The sequence below is a fragment of the Reyranella sp. genome, from assembly GCF_965249915.1.
In the GTDB taxonomy this organism is placed as follows: Bacteria; Pseudomonadota; Alphaproteobacteria; order Reyranellales; family Reyranellaceae; genus Reyranella.
Genome location: NZ_OZ252257.1, coordinates 3,685,025 through 3,699,021, shown reverse-complemented (window position 1 = coordinate 3,699,021; position 13,997 = coordinate 3,685,025). Strand labels below are relative to the sequence as shown.

Here is a 13,997-nt window from a genome sequence, read left to right as displayed (position 1 = left end):
ATTCCGCTTCGAAAAGTGGGGGATTTGAACGGCATCATAGCGCAGGGAGGCATGGGCTGTGCTAGTGATTCGGACATGTCGAACCTCGATCCCGTCACCTTGACAGTCATCCAGAACGGCCTGGTCCAGGTCTGCAACGAGATGGACCTGGCTTTCGTGCGTGCGGCCTTCTCCCCGGTGATCTCCGAAGGCATGGACCGCTCCGACGGGATCTACGACACCGTCGACGGCTCGCTGATCGCCCAGGGGGAGCTCGGCCTGCCCGTATTCGTCGGGACCATGCAGTTTTCCACCCGCGCCGTGATCGAGCGAGTGAAGACGCACTATGCCGGCAAGGTCGATCCGGGCGACGTGTTCATCGTCAACGATCCCTATCTTGGCGGCACCCATTTGATGGACGTGCGGTTCGTGAAGCCGTTCTTCTACAAGGGCGAGCTGTTCGCCTGGCTGGCCAACACCGGCCACTGGCCGGATGTCGGCGGCATGGTGCCCGGCGGCTTCTCCGCCAGCGCGACCGAGGTGGAGCAGGAGGGGCTGCGTCTGCCGCCCGTGAAATTCTTCAAGAAGGGCGAGATGGACCAGGAGATCCTGTCCATCATCATGTCCAACATCCGCATCGCCGATCAGCGCATCGGCGACATCAAGGCCCAGGCCGCCGCGCTCGCCACGGGCGAGGTGCGGCTCACCGAGCTGATCGACCGCTACGGCGCCGACGTGGTGCGGGCGGCGATCACGGAGATGCGCCACCGGGCCGAACGGCAGATGCGCGCCAAGATCGCCGACATTCCCGACGGCGTCTATGAAGGCACCTCGCAGGTCGACAGTGACGGCGTCGTCGACGAGCCGCTGACCATCCGCATGAAAATCACGAAGAAGGGTAACGAGCTCACCTTCGACATGACCGGGTCGAGCCCGCCCTGCCGCGGCCCGATGAACAGCGTGATCGCCACGACCAAGTCCGCGATCTATCTCGCGGTGAAGCACGTCTTTCCCGACGTGCCGATCAACGCCGGTACCTTCGAGCCGCTGCGGATCATCGAGCCCGAGGGCACATTCCTGTATGCGAAGTATCCCCGGCCGGTATCGGGCTGCGCGGCCGAGGTGAGCCAGCGCATCGCCGAGGCGGTGTTCGCGGCGCTGACCAAAGCCATTCCCGATCTGCTGTTCGCGGCGCCCGCCGGAACCTCCGGCAACCTCGGCATCGGCGGCTACGATCCCGAGCGCCAGCGCAACTACATCATGTATCTGTTCACCGGTGGCGGCTATGGCGGTTTCCAGGGCGGCGATGGCTTGAGCAACGGCTGTTCGACCATCGGCATTTCCAAGATGCCCCCGGTCGAGGTGCTGGAGCAGTTCTATCCCGTGCTGTTCGAGGAATTCTCCCTGCGCGAAGGCTCGGGCGGCGCCGGCGAGTTCCGCGGCGGCTTCGGCATCAACTACGCCATCAAGCTGCGGCGTGGCGAGGCCCGCGTCTCGATGGTGATGGATCATGGCCGCACCGGCCCGCAGGGTGTGCTGGGCGGCAGCGCCGGCGGTACTAACACGGTGCAGGTCGACCAGGGCGGCAAGGCCTATCACCCGCCGCATATTTCCAAGGATCAGGACATCGAGATCGGTGTCGGCGACGTGGTGCGCGTGTCGACGCCGGGCGGCGGTGGCTTCGGCGACCCTGCCCGGCGTAGCGCCGCGGCGGTCGCCCGCGACGTGGTGCGCGGCTACTACACGGCGGCGGAAGCCCGCGAGAAATTCGGCCCGGCACAGGCTGCCGAATGACGCGCTACAGACGGTCTTTCCTTGCGCTGCCGGTGGTCCTGCTGGCGGCCGACGCGGCGGCCCAATCAATCTCGTGGTTTCCGGTCGAGGGCGCGGACAAGTCGTTCTTCGTCGAGATGCCGGGTGCACCGGTCTACAAGGTGCTCGATACGGTCTCGCCGGGCGGTACGCCGTTCGTCTATCACTCCTACAGTCTCGAATATCGCCGGCTCTCCTTTGTGGCGCAGAGCGCGCTCTATCCCGCCGACGTCGACGTGCGGCAGCCGAAGCTCAATCTTCAATCGGCGCTCGACGATCGCGCGCAGCGTCTGGCCGGCGGCAAATGGACCAGCGTCGACTGGAAGACGATCCAGGGCGCGCCGGCCGTCGAATCGGTCGGTCCGCTTGCCGGCGGCACGGCGCTGCGGCAGCTCGTCGTGCTGAAAGGCAACCGCTACGTCTCGCTGGGCTACCTCGCGCCGGCCGATGCGATGCGCGCGCCGGAGGCCGAACGTTTCTTTCGTTCCCTGAGGCTTTTGTCATGACTCTTCCGCGTATCCAGATCCTGGCCCTCGGCGGCACCATTGCGACGGCACCGGATGCCTCGGGCGCGATGCAGATGGGGTTGGGTGCCGACGATCTCGTCGCCGCCGTGCCGCTGCTGGCCAAGCTCGCGGACATTCGTGCCGAGACGGTGTCGCGGGTCGGCAGCCACTCGCTGTCCTTCGACCAGATCCATGCGCTGGCGAAGAAGATCATGAGTCTCGACGTCGACGGCGTGGTCGTCACCCAGGGGACGGACACTCTCGAAGAGACGAGCTTCTTGCTCGACCTGCTGGTCGAGCGCGAGATTCCGGTGATCGTGACGGCGGCGATGCGCAATCCCGCGCTCACTTCGCCGGATGGTCCGGGCAATCTGCTGGCGGCCGTGCGTGTGGCCTGCGATTCCTGGGTGAAGGCACACGCCAAGGCGCTGGGCGTGATCGTCGTGATGCTGGACGAGATCTACGCCGCGTCCGACGTGCTGAAGATCCACCCGAGTCGGCTCAATGCCTTCGCGTCGCCGCAGACCGGCCCGCTGGCAGCGCTGGTCGAGGAGAGGGTCGTGCCGCTATCACTGCCGGTGCGCGCGCCGGTCGAAGGCGCCCGCAAGCGATTGGGCGCCGCGGCGGAGGGCAGGGAGCAGCCGGTGGCGCTGCTGTGGCTGGGGCTCGACGAGCCCGGCTACATTCTCGAGTCGATGGTCGATCATCGCGATCAGCTGGGCTATCGCGGCGTTGTGCTGGCTGCGATGGGCGGCGGGCATGTGCCCGAGCGTGTGGCCGCACTCGTGGGACAACTCGCCGAGATCATCCCGACGGTGGTCGCGCCGCGGGCCGGTGGCGGCCCGCTGCTGCATCAGACCTATGGCGGCCCGAGTTCGGAGATCGCGCTCCGCAAGGCTGGCCTCATCTGGGGCGGCCGCCTCAATCCGCTGAAGGCGCGCGTCCTGCTCCAAACCTGCCTGCGCGCCGGGCTCGACAAGGCCGCGATCGCCGAGGTCTTCGAGGCTTTCGGTTAAGCGGGCGGCTAACAGGGCTCGGCACGCGCCTGCTTCGCCGCGGCGAAGCCGTGCATGCCCATGTGCCACTGCAGCGCGACGATCACGCCCTTGATCGGCTGAAGCAGGCCGATCGAGAGAAGGATCACCATGGGCGCCCATAGGAACGTATGGAGCCAGTAGGACGGCTGGTAGACGATCTCGACGTACATCGCGATCGGCACGACCAGATGGCCCACCAGGAAGATCGTCAGATAGGCCGGGAAATCGTCGGCGCGATGGTGGTGCAGGTCCTCGCCGCAGGCCGGGCAGCGATCGGCGACCTTCACGAAGGCGCGGAACAGCTTGCCCTCGCCACAGGCCGGGCAGCGTCCCAACATGCCCCGCAGAAGATAAAGACCGCCTTTTCCAGCCATGAAGTCCTCCATCGATTGTCAGCTTGTATATCCATACGGATGGCCATACATTCAAGGACAAGGAGAGATATTGTATGGATTGGAGCCCTACACTCGAGGCCGCCGGGCCGGTCTACGAGAGTATCGTGGCGGCGCTCGAGCGCGATATCGCCTCGGGCCGCCTGCATCGCGGCCAGCGTCTGCCGACCCATCGGGCCCTGGCGAGGAGCTTGAATGTCGACCTGACGACGGTCACTCGTGCCTACAATGAGGCCCGCCGCCGGGGCCTGACCGATGCAAAGGTGGGGCAGGGCACGTTCGTCGCTGAAAACCGGACGCGTCCGGCCAGCCGGGTCGCGGCCGGCATCGCCGTCGATCTGTCGATGAATCTCCCGCCGTCACCCATCGAGGCCGATCTCGAAGGCCGCATCGTGCGGGGACTGGCGGCCCTGCAGCGTGATCACGGATTCTCCGATCTCATGAGCTACCAGCAGGCGGGTGGCAGCCTGATGGACCGCGGCATTGCCGCCGACTGGCTGCGGCGGCGCGTTCCCACGGTCGAGGCGGACCGGCTCGTCATCTCCTCCGGCACGCAGAGCGCGCTGATGGCGCTGCTGCTGTCGATGACCCGGCCCGGAGATGTGGTGCTCACCGACCGGCTCACCTATCCCGGCTTCCGGTCGGCGGCCGCGTCGCTCGGCGTGCGTCTCGTGGGCGTGGCCTCGGATGGCGAGGGCATGAATCCCGAGGCACTCGCTGAAGCCTGTCGTCTGCACGCGCCGAAGGCGGTCTATCTCCTGCCGACGATTCACAATCCCACGACGGCGACGATCGGGTCACAACGTCGCGAAGCGCTTGCGGCGGCCATTCGTCGTCACGATCTGATGCTGATCGAGGACGACGCCTATGGAAGTTTCGAGCCGAACCCTCTTCCGATTGCGACGCTCATTCCCGAGCGCAGCTATCTCGCCATGACATTGTCGAAGTGCATGGCGCCGGGCTTGCGCGTGGCCCATGTGCTGACGCCCGATCGTGCGGCCGCGTCCGGCATTGCCAATGCCTTGCGCACCGTGTCGCAGATGCCGGCGCCGCTGATGGTCGCGCTGGTCTCGCGCTGGTTCGCCGACGGAAGTGCCGACGCCATCGTTTCGGCCGTTGCGGCCGAGGCCGCGGCCAGACAAGGGTTGGCGATCAAGGCGCTTTCCGGCCAGAGTTACGCGGCTCACCCGAAGGGGCTTCACGTGTGGCTGAGATTGCCCGGGACGTGGACCCGCGCCGAATTCGCAGCGCACGTTCAGCGACAGGGGCTTGCGGTGGTCACGAGCGACAGTTTCAGCGTCGGTGGAGAGCCGGAGCACGCGATCCGTATCGCGCTGGGCGCGGCGCGCAGTCGCTCGGACCTCGTGGCGGCGCTGGATGTGCTGGTCGTCGCACTGAAGTCGCCCGCATACGCGTCGCGCATCGTTTAGGGAGAACGTGATGTTCGAGGGACTGGACGCCATCTTCCTCGCGAGACTGCAATTCGCCTTCACCGTCTCGTTCCACTTCATCTTCCCGTCCTTCTCGATCGGCCTGGCCAGCTACCTCGCCGTGCTCGAGGGGCTGTGGCTGTGGACCGGACGACAGGTCTATCTCGACCTCTTCAAGTACTGGCTGAAGATCTTCGCCCTGGCCTTCGGCATGGGCGTCGTCTCGGGCATCGTGATGTCCTACCAGTTCGGCACCAACTGGTCGGTCTTCTCCGACAAGGCAGGGCCGATCGTCGGCCCGCTGATGGCCTATGAGGTGCTGACCGCGTTCTTCCTCGAGGCGGGGTTCCTGGGCGTCATGCTGTTCGGCATGAACCGTGTGGGCAAGGGGCTGCATTTCGCGGCGACCCTCGCCGTTGCGGTCGGCACCTTCTTCTCGGCCTTCTGGATCCTGAGCGCCAACAGCTGGATGCAGACGCCGGCCGGCTACGCGATCAATGCGGGCGGTCAGTTCGTGCCGGCCGACTGGTGGGCGATCGTCTTCAACCCGTCCTTTCCCTACCGGCTCGTGCATACGGTCTTCGGCGCCTATCTGACGACGGCGCTGGTCGTCGGCGCGGTGGGCGCATGGCATCTGCTGCGCGCCAAACCTGCCGAAAAGGGGGCGAACGAGGGCGCGCGCGTCATGTTCTCGATGGCGATGGGCATGATCACCGTGGTGGCGCCGCTTCAGATCCTGGCCGGCGACCAGCACGGGCTGAACACGCTGGAGCACCAGCCGGTCAAGGTCATGGCCATGGAAGGCCACTTCGAGAGCCATCCCCACGGCGCGCCGCTGGTTCTGTTCGGCTGGCCGGACGAAGCCGCGGGCAAGAACCTGTTCGCCGTCGAAATTCCCAAGGCCTCGTCGCTGATTCTGAAGCATTCGTGGGACGCGCCGCTGAAGGGGCTCGACACGGTCGACCGCAAGGACTGGCCGCCGGTCCCCGTCGTGTTCTGGTCCTTCCGGATCATGGTCGGCATGGGGATGCTGATGCTGACCCTCGCGGCCTTCAGCCTGCTCGCGCGCGTGCGCAAGCGCCTCTACGACTGGCCGCTGCTGCACCGGTTCGCGCTGGCGATGGGACCGGCCGGATTTATCGCGGTCATCGCCGGATGGGTGACGACGGAAGTCGGTCGCCAGCCCTATACGGTGTATGGCCTGCTGCGCACGTTCGATTCCGCGTCCGCGCTCGACGCGCCTGCCGTCGGTGCGTCGCTGCTGGCCTTCGTCGTCGTCTACTTCTTCGCCTTCGGCGCCGGCACCTATTACATCCTGAAGCTCATGTCCCATCCGCCGCATTTCGGCGAAGAGGGGCCGCGGCGCGACCAGCCGGTGCGGGCCGCGGGCATCACGCCCGCCCCGGCGGTGGCCGAATCGCTCGCGACCGGCAAGGAGGCCTGATCATGCCGTTCGACCTGCCGATGTTCTTCGCCTTCATCATCGCCTTCGCCATCCTGGCCTATGTCGTCATGGACGGGTTCGATCTCGGGGTCGGTATCCTGTTCCCCTTCCTGCCGGTCGGTCGCGAGCGCGACAGCGCGATCAATTCGGTGGCGCCGGTGTGGGACGGCAACGAGACATGGCTGGTGATGGGCGGCGGCGGCCTGCTGGCGGCCTTCCCGCTGGCCTACGGCATGATCCTTTCGGCGCTCTATGCGCCCATCATCGCGATGCTGCTGGCGCTGGTCTTCCGCGGCGTGGCCTTCGAGTTCCGCTGGCGCGATCCGCGTCATCGCCCGCTGTGGGACGTGGCGTTCACCGGCGGCTCGATCGTGGCGGCGCTGGCTCAGGGCATCACGCTGGGCGCCCTGCTGCAGGGCATTGCCGTCCAGAACCGCACCTATGCCGGCGGCTGGTTCGACTGGCTGACCCCGTTCAGTCTCCTCGTCGGCGTCAGCCTCGTCTGTGGCTATGCGTTGCTGGGCTCGACCTGGCTGGTGATGAAGAGCGAAGGCTCGCTTCAGGAGCGTTGCCACCGGCTCGCTTTCCGACTCGGTATCGCGACGATCGTGGCGATGGCGGCGGTGAGTGCCGCGACGCCCTTCCTGCGCGACGCCTACTGGATGCGCTGGTTCGCCTGGCCGCAGGTTCTGTTCACGGCCCAGGTGCCGGTTCTGGTGGCAATCGTCACGTTTGTCCTGTTCTGGAGCCTGCGTCGCGGGCACCACTATACGCCGTTCCTGATGGCGCTGGCGCTGTTCGGCCTCGGTCTGGCGGGCCTCGGCGTCAGCCTCTATCCGTACGTTGTGCCGCCGTCGGTCTCGATCTGGGATGCCGCCGCACCGCATGACAGCCTGGCCTTCATGCTGCCCGGCGTGCTGATCATGGTGCCGATCATCCTAGCCTATACCGGCTATTCCTACTGGGTGTTCCGCGGCAAGACCGGCCATGAGGGCTATCACTGATGGGCGGTCGGTGATGCCCGGGCCACGTCAGTGGCTGTGGTTCGTTGGCCTGTGGGCCGCCGGCGTCGGGGTCACGGCGCTGGTCGGCTACGCCATCAAGCTCTGGCTGAGATAGATCGCCTCACGTCGTGCGGCGGGTCGGACGACAGTTGAAGGCGAGGGGATTGCCGGCGGTTTCCCGCAGCGTGGCGAGATCGTCGCGGCCGGTCCATTCGGTGCTCGCGCTGGCGTAGCGGAAGCCCGGCGCGCTGCCCTGGTATTCGAGGCGCCACGTCCGATCGCCCATCGTCACCGAGGCGCGATTCTTGGCGTAGACCACCGACACTTCCTTGCGGCCGTCGCAGAGGTAGGCGATCCCGGTCGGCGTCGCTTCGTCGGGCGATGGCCGCGGAATCATGTTGGTCAACGGCTGCTCCTTCGGAGTGCAGCCGCCAATCAGGATCAATGCAAGAATCGACAGGCGCTTCATGGTGCGCTTACCTCCAGGGGCGAACATAGCAAATCGCCGAGGAGACGGAATGGCCCTGTTCAAGCTGCGCGACGGCGCCGAACTCTACTATGAGGTCCACGGTAGCGGTCCTGCATTGTTTTTGGTCGCTGGCCTCGGCGGCGATGGCCGCTGGTGGGGCGACAACGTGTCCGGGCTGGCAAAGAATTTCACCGTCGTCGTGCACGATCATCGTGGCACCGCGCGCAGCAGCCTGTCGAGGATCGACTATAGCGTCGAGCAGATGGCCGACGATGCGCTGCAGCTCATCGAGGGCCTAGGCTACGACAAGGTTCACTGGTGCGGGCATTCGACCGGCGGGGCGATGGGGCAGATCCTCGCGATCGAGCATCCTGCCCGGATCGACCGCCTGGTACTGAGCGCCACCTGGGCGAAGACCGACGCCTTCTTCCGTCGACTGTTCGAGGTACGCGCGTTGATGCTGCGCGAGCTGGGGCCGGCTGCCTACCTCAAATCGAGCGCGCTGGCGCTGAACTCACCGTCTTGGGTGCGCGACCATGATGCCGATCTCATTGCTGCCGAAGCGAAGGGGCTCGATACGATCCCGGTTCCCGAGATCGTTCTGTCGCGCATCGCGGCCATCGTGGCGCACGACCGGCGCGAGCAGCTGCAGAAGGTGACGGCGCCCACCCTGGCGGTCTGCGCCCGCGACGACACGGTGACGCCGCTCTACTTCACCGAGGAGCTGGTGCGCCTGATCCCGGGCGCGCGCGCCTATGTGCTGCCCGACGGCGGCCATGCATATCCGAACGTGCACGGCGCGGAATTTCGTCGTGTAATGACCGCCTTCCTGCTGGAGTCCTGACCGCCATGAAAATCGAACCGCTGATCGCCGCCGCCGCCGCCGAATTGACCGCCCTCCGGCGCGACATCCATGCGCATCCGGAACTGGGCTTCGAGGAGGAGCGCACCAGCACCATCGTGGCCCAGAAGCTGAAGGAGTGGGGCTGCGAGGTCACGACGGGCATCGGCAAGACCGGCGTCGTCGGCACCATCCGTGTCGGCAACAATCCGCGCGCCATCGGCCTGCGCGCCGACATGGATGCGCTGCCGATGGACGAACTCAACACGTTCGACCACCGCAGCCAGCACAAGGGCCGCATGCATGCCTGCGGCCATGACGGCCATACCGCGATGCTGCTGGGCGCCGCCAAGTATCTCTCCGCGACGCGCAACTTCGACGGCACGGTGCATCTCATCTTCCAGCCGGCCGAGGAAGGCCGCGGTGGCGCCGAGGCAATGGTCAAGGACGGGCTGTTCCAGAAGTTCCCGTGCGAGATCATCTTCGGCATGCACAACAGGCCGAAGCTCGACGTCGGCAAGTTCGCCATCCGCTCGGGTCCGCAGATGGCCGGCGGCGGCCTGTTCGACATCCACATCACCGGCAAGGGCGCCCACGGCGCGCGGCCGGAATCGGGCATCGATCCGGTCATCATTGCGACGCAGATCATCTCGGCGCTGCAGAGCGTCGTGTCGCGCAACGTGGCGGCGCTCGATTCGGCGGTGATCTCCGTGACGCAGATGCATTCGGGCGACGCCTACAACGTGATCCCGCAGGAAGCCGTGCTGCGCGGCACGATTCGCGCCTTCAAGAAGGAGACGATGGCGCTGATCAAGGAGCGCATCGAGACCATCTCCAGCGGTATCGCGCAGACGTTGGGCGGCAGCGCCAAGGCCGATGTGCGCATCGCCTTCCCGCCGCTCGTCAACGACAAGGACGCGGTGAAGTTCATCGCCGACGTGGCGGAAGAGATCGTGGGGGCTGAGAACATGAACCGCGAGGGCCCGTTCGTGATGGCCTCCGAGGATTTCTCCTACATGCTGGAGCAGGTGCCGGGCGCCTTCATCAACATCGGCAATGGCGGCGGCGAAGGCGGCTGCGAGGTTCACAATCCCAGCTACGACTTCAACGACGAGGCGCTCGCCCTGGGCTCGACCCTGTGGGCGCGCGTGGTCGAGAAGCGGCTGGCGAAGGACCCGCGTTGAGCACCGCCGGCGACGGCGCCAGCCGGCACTGGCTGCTGCGGGAACTCCCGTATGTGGCCATGCTGGCGCTGGCGGTCGGCGGCGTCATCCTGACCGGGTTTCGCGGGCCCACGACCTACGCCTACTGGATGGTGCTGGCACCGATCTATGGCCTCGCCTGTGTGATGTCGGGATGGCGGGAAGTCGACAAGACGGCCGATCACCTGCGGCTCATCGTGACGCAGGCGCTCCACTGGCTCGCCTTCCTGGCGGCGATGTGGCTGATGTTCCTGCCTGAGGTGCGCGGCGTCGTGAACGACAATGCGACCAGCCTCGCACTGTTGATCCTGCTCGCGCTCGGCACCTTCGTGGCAGGCGTTCACGCGCGGGTCTGGCGCATCTGCCTCGTCGGCCTGTTCCTCGCTGTGTCGGTGCCGGCCGTGGCGTGGATCCAGGACTCTGCCATATTGCTCCTGGTCGGCACGTTGATGGTCGTCGCGGTCGGCGGCGCCTTCTGGTGGCTGTGGCGGCGGGAGACGCGCTCACCGTGACGGAGCGCGCGACGGTCATCCTCTGGAGCGACTATGTCAGCCCCTACGCCTTCGTGGCCAAGGCGTGGGCTTACGAGTTGGAGGCCGACTACGAGATCGACCTCGACTGGCGGCCCTACACGCTCGACATCGCCTCGTTCCAGGGCTCGGTCGAGCAGCGCGATCCGCATCACTGGCGTCGCGTGCGCTATGCCTACATGGACGCAAGGCGATTCGCCAACAAGCAGGGCCTGACCCTGATGGGACCGAAGAAGATCTATGATGCCCGCGCGATCAACGCCGGCATGCTATATGCGCAGCAGTACGGCGTCTTCCGCGCCTATAACGATCTCGCCTTTGCTCGTTTCTGGCGGCGCGATCTCGATCCGGAAGATATCGGGGCCGTCAGTTCGGCACTCGAACAGGCTGGGGCGCCGCCTGGCTTCGCGGCCTTTCTCGAAGGCGAAGGCGGTGCCCGCCACGATGCTCTGCGCACCGAGGCAGAAGCGTCGGGAATTTTCGGGGTCCCGAGCTTCGTCCTCGACGGCGAGATTTTCTGGGGCGGCGATCGAGTCTTCCTGTTGCGCGAAAGACTCGACGAAAAGGGCGTGCCGCGCCGGCGCTAGATCTCCGAGCGAGCTAGCCTTCTGCGCGATCCAGCGTGCGATCGATGCGCTCGTGGAGGTTCTTCACCTCGCCGCGCTGCTTGCGCGCCCGTTCCTTGATCTGGCGCTTGGCGCGCCGGAACGCATCGTTCACCGCGAAGGTCGGATCGGCAAGCCGCTCGTCGTCATGCGAGGTGTGATCGATGTTGACGTCGATATGGCCCGGCAGCGCGATGTGGATGTTGACGCTGAAGAGGTTGCTGCTCCGGTGATGGCGATCGGGAACCTGCACGATCACCTGGCAGGACGTGAGACGGCCATGAAGCTTCTCGAGTGTGTCGATATGTTCGGAAATAAGCGTATTCAACGCTTCGCTCGGTGTGCCGCCCTGGTAGCTGATCCGTACCGGTGTTTCCATTACAGCCTCCGCTTATGGTCGCTCCCCCGCTTGGAAAACGTAACATGTCGGGAAGGGGTTGCGGACTCTATTGACGGCGTCCCGGCAGCCGCCTTTCCTCAACGTAGGTCTCCATCGTGGTATTCAAAGGGCCGGCGCGGGGTTTATCTCGTGGCGATGAGGCCAGGCGGAGGCGCATGTTCACGGAACACGCCATCTGTCGGCGGCTGCCTTGAACGCGGCAAAATTCGCGCGCACGGGAGGCACCGAATCGAACGCCGCGCTCAAGCAGGTTCCGGTCGGTCGACGTCGGCGACGAAATCGATCGACGCGGTGACCGTCGCCGGGACGCGGTCCTGTGCTTCAGCCGGAGACGCGGCGAAAGCAATCGTCGCGAGGAAGAACGTCGCGACGGGCAAACCAACGAAGCTGGAGAGCGGGGCTAGTCGCCCGCCGCGACGACGGTGGCGTCGTCCTTGGCCGGACGTACCACGCGATGGCTCACCATGCGGTGATGGAGCGTACGGACCGTGTCGCTGCCGCGGGTCAGGCACAGCCACGGAAAGAAGCCGTGAACGAAACAGGCAAGCGAGCCGATCAGCATCCTGGATCCGAACCCGAAGGCCATGCCCATATGCTGGAAGTAGGTCTCGTTGACCGATGCGGGATGTTCTGTGAAGCGACGGATCATGGGAGGAATTGTAGCGGCGGGGGCCGGAAACAGCTTGCTACCTTTGCGCCTGTACCGCCAATGTTGAGAATGTCATTCCTCGGGAAGGTCGATGGCCGGAAAATTCACACTGGATTCCTTTGACAAGAAGATTCTGGATTGCCTCCAGGACAATGCCGACATGCCGCTGGCCGAGGTGGCAAAGCGCGTCGGCCTGTCGACCACACCATGCTGGCGCCGCATCAACCGGTTGCAGGAGGAGGGCATCGTGCGCTCGCGCGTGGCCCTGCTCGACCGCAAGGCCGTCAATGCCGGCGTCACGGTCTTCGTGGCGGTGCGTACGGCCCAGCATAGCGCCCAGTGGCTGACCCGCTTCGCTAAGGCGATTGCCTCGTTCCCCGAGGTCATGGATTGCTATCGCATGAGTGGTGAAATCGACTACCTGATCCGCCTCGCGCTGCCCGACATCGAGGCCTACGACGCCTTCTACAAGCGCCTCATCGCCAAGATAGAGCTGTCCGACGTGACCTCGATGTTCGCGATGGAGGAGATCAAGTCGACGACCCGGTTGCCCCTGAACTACCTGCCCTAGGTACGGGCTCTGGCCTCCTGCGCCGGCCGGCCTTAGGATCGCGCCCGTTTGCATGACAAGATCGCAGGGGAAACGATGAATACGGGTCCGAATACAGGCAAGAACCGCAAGAAGGTGCTGATCGTCGGCCGCATGCCGGAGGCGGGAATTGCCGTCCTCAAGGCGCGTGACGATGTCGACTACGAGATCCTGAAGGATGACCGGGTCCCGTCGCTGCACCCGAAGCTCGCGGACGCCAATGCCGTGACCTTGGGCGCCACGCCGTTCCGCCAGGCCGAGCTCGACGCAGCGCCCGGCATGATGGTGGTGGCCCGCCTCGGCGTCGGCTTCGATGCCGTCGAGATCCCGGCGCTGAACAAGCGCAAGATCCCGCTGATGACGACCGGCATCGCCAACTCGGTGTCGGTGGCCGAGCACGCGATGTACATGATGCTCGCCGCGTCGCGCCTCACCAAGAAGTCCGACCGCTGGGTGCGCACCGGCGCCTGGGCCGAACGGCTGAGCGACCTGCCGTCCGACGTCGCGGGCAAAAAGGTGCTGGTCGTCGGCATGGGCCGCATCGGCTCGCGCACGGTCAAGCGCTGCGTTGCGTTCGAGATGGAGACTTATGTGCTCGATCCCAACATATCGCAGGCCGACATCGAGAAGGCCGGCGCCACCAAGGTCACCGATCTCAAGGCGATCCTGCCGCAGGTCGACTATGTGTCGATCCACTGTCCGAAGGGGCCGGAGACGATCGACATGTTCAACACAGTGACGCTGGGGCTGATGAAGCCGACGGCGTTTCTGGTGAACACGGCGCGCGGCGGCATCGTGAACGAGGATGCGCTCTACGAGGCGCTGAACACAGGCAAGCTGCGCGGTGCCGGCCTCGACGTGCTCGACAAGGAGCCGCCGGATCCGGCCAACAAGCTGTTCACCCTGGAGAACGTGTTCTTCAGCCCGCACATGGCCGGCGTCACCCAGGAAGCGAGCGACCGCATGGCCGTCACCGCCATCGAGAACATCCTGAGCGTGTTCGACGGCAGGCCCAATGCGGCGAACTGCGTGAACAAGGAAGTGCTGGGCTAGGAGCCCGCACGAAGGCGGAGTTTGGATATGCGGCATCGGTCGGAAGCGACCGGTG

General features: G+C 65.6%; 17 protein-coding genes. 12 read left to right on the top strand and 5 right to left on the bottom strand.

Annotated elements, in window-relative coordinates:
- Window positions 1–75: 75 nt before the first annotated feature.
- Genes ACP15H_RS18320 through ACP15H_RS18310 form a run of 3 tightly spaced genes read left to right on the top strand, consistent with a single transcriptional unit; the run spans window position 76 to window position 3,313 of the window.
- On the top strand, window positions 76–1,773 hold the full coding sequence (locus ACP15H_RS18320; RefSeq protein WP_425067586.1) for a hydantoinase B/oxoprolinase family protein: 1,698 nt from the start codon (window positions 76–78) through the stop codon (window positions 1,771–1,773).
- Complete coding sequence (locus ACP15H_RS18315) at window positions 1,770–2,297, top strand: hypothetical protein (protein ID WP_425067585.1); 528 nt, start codon at window positions 1,770–1,772, stop codon at window positions 2,295–2,297. The genes ACP15H_RS18320 and ACP15H_RS18315 overlap by 4 nt, the downstream gene beginning before the upstream one ends.
- Window positions 2,294–3,313 carry an asparaginase gene (locus ACP15H_RS18310; RefSeq protein WP_425067584.1) on the top strand — a complete coding sequence of 340 codons (1,020 nt, stop codon included), beginning with the start codon at window positions 2,294–2,296 and terminating at the stop codon, window positions 3,311–3,313. Before ACP15H_RS18315 ends, ACP15H_RS18310 begins: the two co-directional genes overlap by 4 nt.
- Window positions 3,314–3,321: 8 nt before the next feature.
- Here the strand turns inward: ACP15H_RS18310 and ACP15H_RS18305 are convergent, their stop codons facing one another.
- On the bottom strand, window positions 3,322–3,708 hold the full coding sequence (locus ACP15H_RS18305; protein ID WP_425067583.1) for a DUF983 domain-containing protein: 387 nt from the start codon (window positions 3,706–3,708) through the stop codon (window positions 3,322–3,324).
- Window positions 3,709–3,782: 74 nt separating this feature from the next.
- Between ACP15H_RS18305 and ACP15H_RS18300 the strand changes: the two genes are divergently transcribed.
- From ACP15H_RS18300 to cydB, 3 genes are read left to right on the top strand one after another with little or no spacing between them, the layout of a single operon-like run.
- The gene (locus tag ACP15H_RS18300) at window positions 3,783–5,156 is read left to right on the top strand and encodes a PLP-dependent aminotransferase family protein (protein ID WP_425067582.1); all 1,374 of its coding nucleotides are present in this window, start codon (window positions 3,783–3,785) and stop codon (window positions 5,154–5,156) included.
- Between the two features lie 10 nt (window positions 5,157–5,166).
- Window positions 5,167–6,600: a cytochrome ubiquinol oxidase subunit I gene (locus tag ACP15H_RS18295; RefSeq protein WP_425067581.1), complete on the top strand. Its 1,434-nt coding sequence runs from the start codon at window positions 5,167–5,169 to the stop codon at window positions 6,598–6,600.
- On the top strand, window positions 6,597–7,604 hold the full coding sequence (cydB, locus tag ACP15H_RS18290; RefSeq protein ID WP_425069926.1) for a cytochrome d ubiquinol oxidase subunit II: 1,008 nt from the start codon (window positions 6,597–6,599) through the stop codon (window positions 7,602–7,604). Before ACP15H_RS18295 ends, cydB begins: the two co-directional genes overlap by 4 nt.
- 121 nt (window positions 7,605–7,725) lie before the next feature.
- On the opposite strand, the gene ACP15H_RS18285 is transcribed toward cydB, so the two are convergent.
- The gene (locus ACP15H_RS18285; protein ID WP_425067580.1) at window positions 7,726–8,073 is read right to left on the bottom strand and encodes an MliC family protein; all 348 of its coding nucleotides are present in this window, start codon (window positions 8,071–8,073) and stop codon (window positions 7,726–7,728) included.
- A 49-nt stretch (window positions 8,074–8,122) separates the two neighbouring features.
- Between ACP15H_RS18285 and ACP15H_RS18280 the strand changes: the two genes are divergently transcribed.
- Genes ACP15H_RS18280 through ACP15H_RS18265 form a run of 4 tightly spaced genes read left to right on the top strand, consistent with a single transcriptional unit; the run spans window position 8,123 to window position 11,233 of the window.
- Window positions 8,123–8,917: an alpha/beta fold hydrolase gene (locus tag ACP15H_RS18280; RefSeq protein WP_425067579.1), complete on the top strand. Its 795-nt coding sequence runs from the start codon at window positions 8,123–8,125 to the stop codon at window positions 8,915–8,917.
- A gap of 5 nt (window positions 8,918–8,922) precedes the next feature.
- Entirely contained in the window at window positions 8,923–10,098 is a 1,176-nt protein-coding gene (locus ACP15H_RS18275; protein ID WP_425067578.1) for a M20 aminoacylase family protein, read from the top strand.
- Complete coding sequence (locus ACP15H_RS18270) at window positions 10,095–10,628, top strand: hypothetical protein (protein ID WP_425067577.1); 534 nt, start codon at window positions 10,095–10,097, stop codon at window positions 10,626–10,628. The genes ACP15H_RS18275 and ACP15H_RS18270 overlap by 4 nt, the downstream gene beginning before the upstream one ends.
- On the top strand, window positions 10,625–11,233 hold the full coding sequence (locus tag ACP15H_RS18265) for a DsbA family protein (protein ID WP_425067576.1): 609 nt from the start codon (window positions 10,625–10,627) through the stop codon (window positions 11,231–11,233). Before ACP15H_RS18270 ends, ACP15H_RS18265 begins: the two co-directional genes overlap by 4 nt.
- Window positions 11,234–11,246: 13 nt before the next feature.
- Here the strand turns inward: ACP15H_RS18265 and ACP15H_RS18260 are convergent, their stop codons facing one another.
- The 3 genes from ACP15H_RS18260 to ACP15H_RS18250 all read right to left on the bottom strand — a co-directional run bounded on the left by ACP15H_RS18260 (window position 11,247) and on the right by ACP15H_RS18250 (window position 12,300).
- Window positions 11,247–11,630 (bottom strand): HPF/RaiA family ribosome-associated protein, encoded by a 384-nt coding sequence (locus ACP15H_RS18260; RefSeq protein ID WP_425067575.1) that lies wholly within the window; start codon window positions 11,628–11,630, stop codon window positions 11,247–11,249.
- 263 nt (window positions 11,631–11,893) lie between these two features.
- The gene (locus ACP15H_RS18255; RefSeq protein ID WP_425067574.1) at window positions 11,894–12,028 is read right to left on the bottom strand and encodes a hypothetical protein; all 135 of its coding nucleotides are present in this window, start codon (window positions 12,026–12,028) and stop codon (window positions 11,894–11,896) included.
- A gap of 23 nt (window positions 12,029–12,051) precedes the next feature.
- Window positions 12,052–12,300: a DUF6356 family protein gene (locus ACP15H_RS18250; RefSeq protein WP_425067573.1), complete on the bottom strand. Its 249-nt coding sequence runs from the start codon at window positions 12,298–12,300 to the stop codon at window positions 12,052–12,054.
- A 109-nt stretch (window positions 12,301–12,409) separates the two neighbouring features.
- Between ACP15H_RS18250 and ACP15H_RS18245 the strand changes: the two genes are divergently transcribed.
- Window positions 12,410–12,871, top strand: a complete 462-nt coding sequence (locus ACP15H_RS18245) for an Lrp/AsnC family transcriptional regulator (RefSeq protein WP_304854349.1) — start codon at window positions 12,410–12,412, stop codon at window positions 12,869–12,871.
- 75 nt (window positions 12,872–12,946) lie between these two features.
- Window positions 12,947–13,942 (top strand): hydroxyacid dehydrogenase, encoded by a 996-nt coding sequence (locus ACP15H_RS18240; RefSeq protein WP_425067572.1) that lies wholly within the window; start codon window positions 12,947–12,949, stop codon window positions 13,940–13,942.
- Window positions 13,943–13,997: the final 55 nt, after the last annotated feature.